10 protein-coding genes are annotated in these 9,773 nt (G+C 71.7%); 5 read left to right on the forward strand and 5 right to left on the reverse strand.

Features of this window, described 5'->3' with window-relative positions:
• Positions 1 to 1,534, reverse strand: a 1,534-nt coding sequence (locus ACTHJJ_RS09570; RefSeq protein WP_440302712.1) for a TM0106 family RecB-like putative nuclease, incomplete at its 3' end; no start/stop codon positions are given.
• A 151-nt stretch (positions 1,535 to 1,685) separates the two neighbouring features.
• On the opposite strand from ACTHJJ_RS09570, the gene ACTHJJ_RS09575 reads away from it, so the two are divergent.
• On the forward strand, positions 1,686 to 2,807 hold the full coding sequence (locus ACTHJJ_RS09575; RefSeq protein ID WP_440302713.1) for a hypothetical protein: 1,122 nt from the start codon (positions 1,686 to 1,688) through the stop codon (positions 2,805 to 2,807).
• On the opposite strand, the gene ACTHJJ_RS09580 is transcribed toward ACTHJJ_RS09575, so the two are convergent.
• Positions 2,791 to 3,837 carry a glycosyltransferase gene (locus ACTHJJ_RS09580; RefSeq protein WP_440302714.1) on the reverse strand — a complete coding sequence of 349 codons (1,047 nt, stop codon included), beginning with the start codon at positions 3,835 to 3,837 and terminating at the stop codon, positions 2,791 to 2,793. The genes ACTHJJ_RS09575 and ACTHJJ_RS09580 overlap by 17 nt on opposite strands.
• A gap of 97 nt (positions 3,838 to 3,934) precedes the next feature.
• On the opposite strand from ACTHJJ_RS09580, the gene gntA reads away from it, so the two are divergent.
• From gntA to ACTHJJ_RS09595, 3 genes are read left to right on the forward strand one after another with little or no spacing between them, the layout of a single operon-like run.
• On the forward strand, positions 3,935 to 4,714 hold the full coding sequence (gene gntA / locus ACTHJJ_RS09585) for a guanitoxin biosynthesis heme-dependent pre-guanitoxin N-hydroxylase GntA (protein WP_440302715.1): 780 nt from the start codon (positions 3,935 to 3,937) through the stop codon (positions 4,712 to 4,714).
• Positions 4,711 to 5,373, forward strand: coding sequence for a DUF1989 domain-containing protein (locus ACTHJJ_RS09590; protein ID WP_440302716.1), 663 nt, complete (start codon positions 4,711 to 4,713; stop codon positions 5,371 to 5,373). Before gntA ends, ACTHJJ_RS09590 begins: the two co-directional genes overlap by 4 nt.
• Complete coding sequence (locus ACTHJJ_RS09595) at positions 5,370 to 5,978, forward strand: SRPBCC family protein (protein ID WP_440302717.1); 609 nt, start codon at positions 5,370 to 5,372, stop codon at positions 5,976 to 5,978. Before ACTHJJ_RS09590 ends, ACTHJJ_RS09595 begins: the two co-directional genes overlap by 4 nt.
• A 117-nt stretch (positions 5,979 to 6,095) precedes the next feature.
• Here the strand turns inward: ACTHJJ_RS09595 and ACTHJJ_RS09600 are convergent, their stop codons facing one another.
• A complete protein-coding gene (locus tag ACTHJJ_RS09600; protein ID WP_440302718.1) occupies positions 6,096 to 6,674 on the reverse strand; it encodes a DoxX family protein in 579 nt (192 codons plus the stop codon).
• Between the two features lie 142 nt (positions 6,675 to 6,816).
• Here ACTHJJ_RS09600 and ACTHJJ_RS09605 point away from each other — a divergent pair, with 142 nt between their 5' ends.
• Positions 6,817 to 7,494, forward strand: a complete 678-nt coding sequence (locus tag ACTHJJ_RS09605; protein WP_440302719.1) for a VOC family protein — start codon at positions 6,817 to 6,819, stop codon at positions 7,492 to 7,494.
• Between the two features lie 9 nt (positions 7,495 to 7,503).
• Here the strand turns inward: ACTHJJ_RS09605 and ACTHJJ_RS09610 are convergent, their stop codons facing one another.
• The gene (locus ACTHJJ_RS09610; protein ID WP_440302720.1) at positions 7,504 to 8,304 is read right to left on the reverse strand and encodes an SDR family NAD(P)-dependent oxidoreductase; all 801 of its coding nucleotides are present in this window, start codon (positions 8,302 to 8,304) and stop codon (positions 7,504 to 7,506) included.
• 93 nt (positions 8,305 to 8,397) lie between these two features.
• On the reverse strand, positions 8,398 to 9,773 hold a 1,376-nt coding region (locus ACTHJJ_RS09615; RefSeq protein WP_440302721.1), incomplete at its 5' end, for an aldehyde dehydrogenase family protein.

Consider the following 9,773-nt stretch of genomic DNA (forward strand, 5'->3'; position numbering starts at 1 on the left):
CGTCCCCCCCAACGGTCGACCTACGTGCCACAGCGTTAGCGTCACGCAGCCGGGCGAGGATGGACTGGCCGGGCGCGCCCGCCGCCGGCCCCCCCAGCAACACATCGTACCCGCCGCCGCAGGAGAGTCCGTCCGCGACGGCGTCGCCCTCGGCCTGCCGGATGTGGCCCCAGTAGAACTCCTCGAGCTTCTTGATGGAGTAGGAGCCCTTGCTGATCCGCACGCCCTGGCGGACGACGGCGTAGAGGTCGACGAACACCTCGTGGCGGAGCAGCTGGTCGAGCTCGGCCTCACGTGTCGCGTGCTGGACGACGAGCCGCTTGAGCGCCGTCGTCGAGTAGGGCGCGTAGTGGTAGATGTGCATCGACGGGTAGCGCTCCCAGCGGGAGGTGAGCCAGTCGACGAGGTCGCGGGTCAGCTGCCCTTCCTGGTCGAAGTCGTGCGCCCAGAAGCCGACGAACTCGCCCTGACGGGTCCAGATGCCGGCGAGGTACTCGCGCCCGGCGCCGTCCTCGGCCCACGGGTCGCCCTCGAAGTCGAGATAGACGTCGCCCTCGTCGGGCTGTGGCAGCAGCGCGAGCCCGCGCGGCACACGGGTCTCGGTGCCCTCCTGGTCGACCTGCGCCAGGTAGGGCGGCTCGACGAGCTCGTAGTGCGGTCGCCCGGTGCTGCGCTCGAGGACCTGGAGACGGCCTTGCTGCAGCAGCCGTGAGCGCACCGCCGAGCCGAGCACGCCGGTCAGCTGCTCCTCGGTGGCCTCGGCGAGCGCCTGCATCGTCTCGATGCCGGCGGCCCGCAGCGCCGCGCGGTGGTCGGCGCGCATGCCGGCGACCTGGATGAGGTCGTCACGCTCGAGCCACTCCTGCGCACACCGGTCGCGCCACCGGCACTGCCCGCAGTGCGCCACGCGGGCGGACTCGGTCTCGCGGGGGCTGGCAATGGCGTCGAGCAGCTCCTCCCGGCGCCGCCGGGCGTACGGGGCGACGTCGACGAGGCGCCAGGGGTGCTGCTCACGGTCGCCGGTGACCACGGTCAGCCACCGAGGCGGCACGCCCTGCAGCGTCTCGAGGCGAGCGGCATACGTCGCCATCTGGAGCAGGGCGGGCACCTTGAGGCGGCGCGCGAGCTTGGTGTCCGCGATGTCGTAGCGCCACTCCCCTAGCCCGCTCGGCTCGTCCACGCGCAGCAGGAAGTCGGCGTAGCCGACCCAGTGCCCGTCGAAGAACGTCGCCTGGTAGATCACGTCGACGCCACGCCGCATGGCATCGAGCGTCGCGGCCTCGGCCTCGCGCTTGTCGAGCCCGAGCGCGGCGACGTCCTCGATGGTCCGCCCCTCGCGGCGCAGCAGGTCGAGGTAGCGGTGCTCGTGGTCGAGGCCCTTCTGGAACACGAGGTTGAGCGCCTCGTCCGTGCCGGTGGCGCCCGTGAGGTCCCCGTCGAGTGCAGCGAGGTCGAGGGTGGTGATGTGCGGGCAGGCGACGTGCTTGGTCAGGTCCGTGGGGCTGAGCACGAGGTGTCCGTCGATCCGCTGCATGCCGCGAGTATGCCGCTCACCCCCGACAGCGCTTGCGGTGCCGCTCTGCGCCGGCGGCCCTCCCGACCGGTCCGTGTCGGCGACCGTGAACCGCTCGGCCCGGGGCGACGTTTCCCGATGATCACCTCCCCACCACCCTCTTGGAGGATCGATGAAACGACAGAACACCGCGCTCGCGGCCGGCGCCGGTCTCGTGGCGCTCCTGGCCGCGGCGCCGGCAGCGACGGCGAGCCCGCCCGGGGGCGGATTCATCGGCGCCTTGTCGCACAACGACGTCGTCGTGTCCACGGTCCCGGCGAACGGCGACGTCAACCCCTACGGCGTGGCGGTCGTCCCGAGTAGCTCAGGCCGGCTCGTCGCTGGGGACGTCCTCGTCAGCAACTTCAACAACGCGCCCACCGCCGCCAACACGGGCGGCGAGCAGGGCCGCGGCACCACGATCGTGCAGGTCTCCCCGGAGGGCCGGCGAACCCTCTTCGCCCGGATCCCAAGCCGGCTGGCTCCGACCGGCGAGGGCCTCACCACCGCACTCGTCGCCCTCCGGTCCGGCTGGGTCATCGTCGGCGCCCTCCCGACCAGCGATGGCACGAGCGCCACGATGCGACCCGGTGAGCTGATCGTGCTCGACTCCACCGGAGCGGTCCGCGAGACCATCATGGGTCACGGCATCGACGGGCCCTGGGACGCGACGGCGCTCGACGGGGGATCCTTCGCCGAGCTGTTCGTCGCCAACGTCCTGCCAGGGATCTCCGGCGGACGGCCCTCGTCCACGCGCAAGGGCGATGTCGTGCGCCTCGTCCTCGACCTGCGCGGCAAGGCCCCGAAGCTGGTCGCGTCAACCATCGTGGCCAATGGACTGTCGGTCCGCACCGATCCGGCTGCCCTCGTCATCGGGCCGACCGGCCTGGCCCTGGGCCCCGGCGGCAGCCTCTTCATCGCCGATGCCGTCAACTCGCGCATTGCCCGCGTCCCGGACGCCGCCTTCCGGCTCTCGGCCGTGGACGCGGGAGCGGCGCGCACCACGGTGGCCTCGGGCAAGCCGCTGAATGGACCACTCGGCCTCACCTTGGCGCCGAACGGTGACCTGCTCACGGTCAACGGTGGAGACAACCACCTGGTCGAGCTGACTCGCACCGGCTCGGTGGTCGCGAACCGCAACCTCGACCCGAAGGACCCGCCCGGGGGCGCGCTCTTCGGGCTGGCCGCCACGGCCCATCCCAAGAGCGTGTACTACGTCAACGACGACACCAACACGCTCAACGTCCTGCATTGAGGACGCCCGGCCCTGCCTCCGCTCGCTGCCGACCCGCGGCACCACCGAGGTCGGGCAGCGAGTGGGCGCTCCGTGGCATACGCGTCCCGCAGTACCGGACCCCGCCAAATGCACGGTAGGCCAGGGCGGCCCACGTGCACACCGCCCGTTCGACAACCCAGACGGGTGCCCACAGGGCCACCGACGCAGGCACCCGTGACCGGCCAAGACGCCGCCGCCCCAGATGGGCGAGGCCGGTGCTGACGATGGCGGCAGCCGCCAGGCCCCTCGGCCGGCGGGCGAGCCCGACGAGGGCCGGCAGGAGCGCGAGCTCGATGGCGAGGCGGCCGGGCTGGGCGAGGTCGTCGTAGGCCTGCCGGACCCGCTGGGACCAGAAGTGGCGCACCGAGGGCGGACACCGAGGCACGACCACGTCACTGCCCACCACCGGGAGGCCGAGTGCCTCGAGGGTGCGCCACAGCTCGAGGTTCTCGAAGAGCACGTCGGGGCACCAGCCCCCGGCCTCGAGCAGCGCAGGCCGCCGCACGGCCATGGTCCCCGGCCACTCCGCGCCGACGGCAACGTTGATCAGCGTGCGGGCGCCGTCCCACCGCGCCTGCCACGGCCAGCTGTCGTAGACGGTCACGGGACGGACCAGGGCGGCGTGCTCGAGCAGGCACACGAGGGACTGGAGGCTGGCACGGGTGTGCCGGACGTCGTCGTCGGCGATGACGACGAGGTCGGAGCGAGCGGCGAGCACTCCCGTCCAAGCGCCGACGACCTTGTCGTTGAGGCCCACCCATTGCTCGTCGGGCCAAAGACGCTCGACCGGCGCCGGTGCCATGACGCGGGCGTGGTCCTGCCAGGCACTCGCGTGGCACGCGGCGAGAGGGTCCGGGCTGCCGTCGACGACGGTGACGTGGTCGACCTCGCGAGCGAGGTCACGCAGATACTCGGCGAGCTCGGCCACCCGCCAGGGATCCGCGGCCGCCCACCGGACCGGGATGACGACCTCGACCGGCACCCGTCCCTGCTCGCCCCCCATGGCCATGGCACCCCCGTACCCGCGGGGCACCCGGGGCACGCGCGGGTCTGGGGGTGAGCGGTGTGCCGGCTGGGTATACGGCTTGCGTCAGGAAGGAGCGCCGATGTCGCAGGGACGGCAGAGCCCCGAGTCGAACCCACACCCGCCCGTGACGGAGGACGCGGCGCCCCTTGAGCAGCTGCTCGGGGAGCTGGCGGGCAGCGGGCTGGGCTCCGCCCCGGGGGAAGAGGTCCGCGACGCCGTCGCATCGATGGTCGAGCACGTCGAGTACCCCTGCCTCGGCGCGAAGTCCGTCTTCCGGCGCGACCGGGTGACCCACCTCGTCCTTGACGACCTGACGGGTGACGGGGCCGCCGAGCAGATCCTCGAGGGGCTGCGCGACTTCGCCGGGGTCGTCGAGCGCGAGGATGGCTTCCACTCCTTCGTCGTGACCTTCCGCGAGCCGACGCAGCTCGACGAGGGGGCCTTCGAGCGACTGCTCTGGGACCTGTTGCAGCGCATCCACGACGACGACGACCAGCCCTGGGCGCCCGACGTCTCGGCCGATCCCGGGAACCCGCACTTCGCGTTCAGCGCGGCCGGCAGCCCCTACTTCGTCGTGGGCCTGCATCCCGGCGCCTCCCGGATCGCCCGCCGCGCCCCCCTGCCGACGATCGTCTTCAACCCCCACGCCCAGTTCGAGCAGCTGCGCGAGAGCGGGCGCTTCGACGGCATGCGCACCGTCATCCGGCGCCGCGACCGTGACCTGCAAGGGTCCGTCAACCCGATGGCCGCCGACCACGGCGACTCGTCGGAGGCCCTCCAGTACTCGGGCCGGATCCGGCCCGCGGACTGGGAGCCGCCACTCGTCGTGCACGAACCCCCGGAAGGACACGCCTCATGACCGAGTCCGCGACACGGACCGTCGCACCGCCCGCACGGGGACTGTCCCGCTTGCAACCGCAGACGGGGACCGGCTTCCGGATGGCACGGGGGGACACCCTGACGGTCGTCGACCCGGCGGGCGAGCAGGTGAGCGACTTCTTCTGCTTCGCGGCCGACGACCCCGACGAGTGGTTCTCCTCGGGGCGGACCATCGACTACGCCAACTCGATCTACCCGACGACCGGCTCGGTCCTCTACAGCAACCGGAGCCGGCCGATGGCGACGATCCTCGACGACACGTGCGGCCGGCACGACATCCTCCTCACGCCGTGCAGCCAGCAGACCTTCGACCTGCTCTACCCAGAGTGCGACGGTGCCCCGCACCCGAGCTGCTTCGAGAACCTCTCCAGGGGCCTCGCTCAGTTCGGGATCGGCCCTGACCGGATCTCCACGACCTTCAACATCTTCATGAACGTGTGGACGGACCACAGCGGTGAGCTGCACATCGACGCGCCGACCACGCGCCCCGGTGACCGGGTCACCCTCAGGGCGGAGATGGACCTGCTCGTGGGGCTCACGGCCTGCTCCGCCGAGAAGTCCAACAACGGCACGTGCAAGCCCATCGACTATGCCGTCACCCCGGCCGCCGGACTGGGCGGTTCCGAGGCAGACCGATGACGGGAACGGTGAGGGGGCGACGGACCCGACGGGAGCCGTCCCGGACACCGTGGACCCTGCTCGGTGGACTCGGGCTCGTGGCGATCGGCTGCGCGGTCATGGCCGTCGTCCGCCGGCGCACCGGCCAACACGGGCGCGGGCGGCCGGGCCCCCTGGAGCTCGAGGCGACGACGGTCGTGTCCGTCGACGCGCAGACCGCGTACGAGCGGTGGCGCCGGTTCGAGTCGTTGCCCCACTACCTGCCACACCTCGAGTCCGTGGCGCCGACAGCCGACGGCCTCTATCGGTGGACCTCGACGGCACCCCTCGTCGGATCCGTCTCCTGGGAGGCGGAGCTCACGGGTGACGAGCCGGGCCAGCGGATCTCGTGGCTGTCCCGGCCTGGCTCCGAGATCGACAACTCCGGGACCGTCCACTTCGCGCCAACCCCGGACGGGACCGGCACAGAGGTCAAGGTCGTGCTCCACTACGACGTGCCCGGAGGCCCGCTCGGTGAGGCGGTCGCCGCGATCTTGGGTGAGCACCCCGACCGGCAGGTCCGGGACGCCCTGGAGCAGTTCAGGCAGGCTCTCGAGGCGGGCAGCGCCGGCACCTCGGGCTCCTGACCGCAGGCCAGCCGCATGCGGCTGCGTGTAGACATGTTCGGAGGGCGACCCGCCTCCTCACGGATCGCCCTCCGGTTGGTGGGCCGCCCTCGGTGAGTCCGACGGCCACCTATCGGGTCACCGCAGGATGCCGTTTCCGACCTTGCGGCCCCACCACTTGCCGACGCCCCAGGTGTCGCCGGCGTAGGTCGCGGCGAGCACCGCGAGTCCGAACGCCTCGATCCAGTGGCTGTCGAAGAGGGGGTTGGTGTAGGTGCCCGTCGTGCCCAGCGGGAACTCGGCGAGATACATCAGGGCGAGGAGCAGTGCGCCGGCCCACGCCGCGACCTTGAGGCCCGCACCGGCCAGGACGGCGATGCCGATGCCGAGCAGGCCGGCCATGAAGAACCAGTCGGCCCACGGCCCGCTGATCGACTTGAAGAACCCGGCGAAGGGGCCCTCGGCGTGGCTCATGAAGCCTTGCGCCGGCGTGCCCCCGTGGATCCAGGCCTTCGCGGCGGGGGTCATGTAGCCGAGGCCGAAGAGCTTGTCGAGGAAGGGCCACAGGAAGGTGAAGCCCAGCACGATGCGCAGCCCGGCAAGCAGTCGGCGTGCCCAGACGGGACGGACGATCTCTTCCTGGAAGGTCACGACGCCGTCGGTCGGGTGGATGATGTGGCGGCGGTGCGTCACGGTCTCGTGATGGATGGTGGCCATAGTTCTCATCTCCAGAACTTGCTGTGCCTCCCGGCATTCCTCCTGCCGGTACTACTGAGTGTAGTAGTAGGCCAATGGCGCTGGCACCTCTCAGCAGTGTGATCTGCGAGGCATCACCCCCGCCCGCCGCTAGCGTGGGCACATGTCGCTCGCTCTCTACAAGGACCTCTGCATCGATGCCGTCGACGCCCTGGCCGAAGCCGCCTTCTGGTCGCCGCTGCTCGGGTGGGAGCTGCACCCGCTCGACGACGGCGACGCGTGCCTGCGCGAGGACGGCGCCGTGCGGGTCTGGGTCAACGGTGTGCCGGAGCCGACCACTGTCAAGAACCGCCTGCACCTCGACGTCAACGCCGCGTCGGTGGACGAGGCACGGTCACTCGGCGCCGAGGTCGTCGACGACACCCCGCCGTGGACCGTCATGCGTGACCCGGACGGCCAGCTGTTCTGCGTCTTCGTCCGGGACGAACCGGTCGAGCGGCGGCCCTACGAGCTCAGCTGGGACGTCACGGGCGATGTGGACGACGCGCATCGGGCCGCCGCCTGGTGGCAGGCCGTCCTGGGCGGCACCCTGCACGACGATGAGCGAGGCTTCTCGTGGCTCGAGGACGTGCCCGAACTCCCTTTCGCGGCAGTCTGCTTCGCGCCGGTCCCCGAGGCGAAGGTGACGAAGAACCGCATCCACATCGACGTGCGCACCGACGACCTGGCCGCACTGGTGTCGCACGGCGCGACGGTGCTGCGTGACAAGGGGGACGGCGGGATCGGTTGGACCGTGCTCGCCGACCCGGAGGGCAACGAGTTCTGCGCCTTCACGCCCTGACCGCCTCGGTCAGGCGGGCGGGGTGTAGCGGCCGTCGACCGCCGTCCACCCTCCGTCGACGAAGAGCTGGCTGCCCGTGACGAACGACGACGCGTCGGAGGCGAGGTAGACGACGGCACCCACGAGCTCGCTCGCCTGGGACCACCGGCCGAGCGCGCTCTTGGCCGCATAGGCTTGGTACCACTCGGGATTCGCGCGGATCTGCGCAGTGAGCGGCGTCTCGACGACACCGGGGGCGATCGCGTTGACCCGCACTCCGGAGGGGCCCAGCTCGGCGGCAGCCGTGCGGAGCAGCTGGACCAGGCCCGCCTTCGTCGCGGCGTAGACGCCTTGGCCCGGTTCCACCGCAACCGAGCGGATCGAGCTGAAGCCGATGATGCTGCCCCTCCCCCGCTGCGCCATCCGGGGCCCGAAGGCTCGCACGAGGTCGAACGACGCGTGCAGGTTGAGCCCGACGACCCGGTCGAACTCCTCACTCGTGTAGTCGAGGAGCCGCTTGCGCACGTTGGTCGCGGCCGTGAATACGAGGACGTCGACGGGGTCGAGGTCACATGCTGCGCGCGCCACCGCGGCGCTGTCCGTCACGTCGAGCAGGTATGCCGCCGAGCCGCCTCCCAGCCCGACCGTCCCCTCCGCCGCCGCGAGGTCCCGGTCGACGCAGACCACGTCTGCCCCGTGTGCAGCGAGCGCCAGGGCGCTCTCGCGGCCGATGCCGCTGCCTGCGCCGACGACGACCGCACGCCTGCCGTCGAGCCGGAACAGCTGTGTGTAGTCCTGCGAGTGCTCTTGCTCCTCAGCGGAATCGGCCATGGCGTCAGTCCCTCTCTTCCTTTCCGTCGAGGGAGCGCCCCACCTCAGCCGTCCCGGCGGCCCCACCGTCGAGTGAGCGCTCCGTCACCCCTGTCACGTGCGCGGGCGGATGATCGCCATCCGCGTCACGGTCAGCTCCTCGATCGCGAACCGCGGCCCCTCACGTCCGATGCCGGAGTCCTTGACCCCGCCGTAGGGCATCACGTCCGAGCGGAACCCGGGCACCTCGTTGACGACGACACCCCCGGTGTCGATGCGGTCGATCGCCGCGAACGCCTTCTCGAGCGACGAGGTGAAGACGCTCGCGTGCAGGCCGTAGCGCGATGCGTTGACCATGTCGATGGCCTCGTCGAACGACGCGACCGAGCGGACGGCGACCACTGGTCCGAAGATCTCCTCGTCCCAGGCGACCTGACCGTCAGGCACATCGAGCAGCACTGTCGGCTGGACGATCCCGTCCTTGACGTCCCCACCGTGGACCACGCTGGCGCCGGCGTCGAGGGCCGCTCCGACCCACTCCGCCACCCGGGTCGTCGACCGCGCGTCGATCAGGGCCGACACCCGGGTCGCCTCGTCCCGGGGGTCGCCGACGACGACCTCGGAGATCCGCGACGCGAGGCGATCGAGGAAGGCGTCGCGGACCGAGTCGACCACGACGAGCCGCTGCACCGAGATGCACGCCTGGCCGGAGGCGTAGTAGCCGCCCCGGATGACGGCGTCCGCCGCTGCGTCGAGGTCCGCGTCCTCAGCGACGACGAGGGCGGAGTTGGAGCCGAGCTCGAGCAGCACCTTGGTCGGCGCCGCATCCCTGGCGATCCGGTGCCCGACAGCGGCGGACCCGGTGAACGAGACGGCACCGATCCGGCGGTCGGTCGTCAGGGCAGCGCCGACGTCCACACCCCCGGTCACGAGCTGCACGGCTGCCCGCGGGCCACCGGCCGCGGCGAGCGCCTCCCGGACCGCATGGACCAGCCAGAGCGTCGCGAGCGGAGTCTGCGGCGCCGGCTTGACGATGATGGGGCAGCCGGCCGCCAAGGCGGGGGCGAGCTTGTGCGCGGCGAGGAGCAGGGGGTAGTTGAACCCGGCGATCCCGATGACCACACCGACCGGCCGTCGGGTCCAGAACCCGACGAGCCCCTCGCCGCTCGGCAAGAGATCGAGTGGCACGGTCTCGCCGTGCAACCGCGCGACCTCCTCGGCAGCCGTCGTGAGGGTCAGCAGGCTGCGGTCGAGCTCGACCCGACAGTCGACGCGCGGCTTGCCGGTCTCGAGGACGAGCAGGTCCTCGAGCTCGCGGCGGTGTGCGGCCAGCTCGGCGTGCGCCGCGAAGAGGACGGCTCGTCGGACGTGCGAGGGCAGTCGGCCCACCGGCTCCCGCGCCGCGAGCGCAGCCTCGACGGCTCGCCGGGCGAGGTCCGCGTCGCCGATCGGGGCCTCGGCGACGAGGGCGCCGTTGTAGGGGAAGCGGA

It is taken from the genome of Intrasporangium sp. (genome assembly GCF_051961875.1).
Taxonomy (GTDB): Bacteria; Actinomycetota; Actinomycetes; order Actinomycetales; family Dermatophilaceae; genus Intrasporangium_A.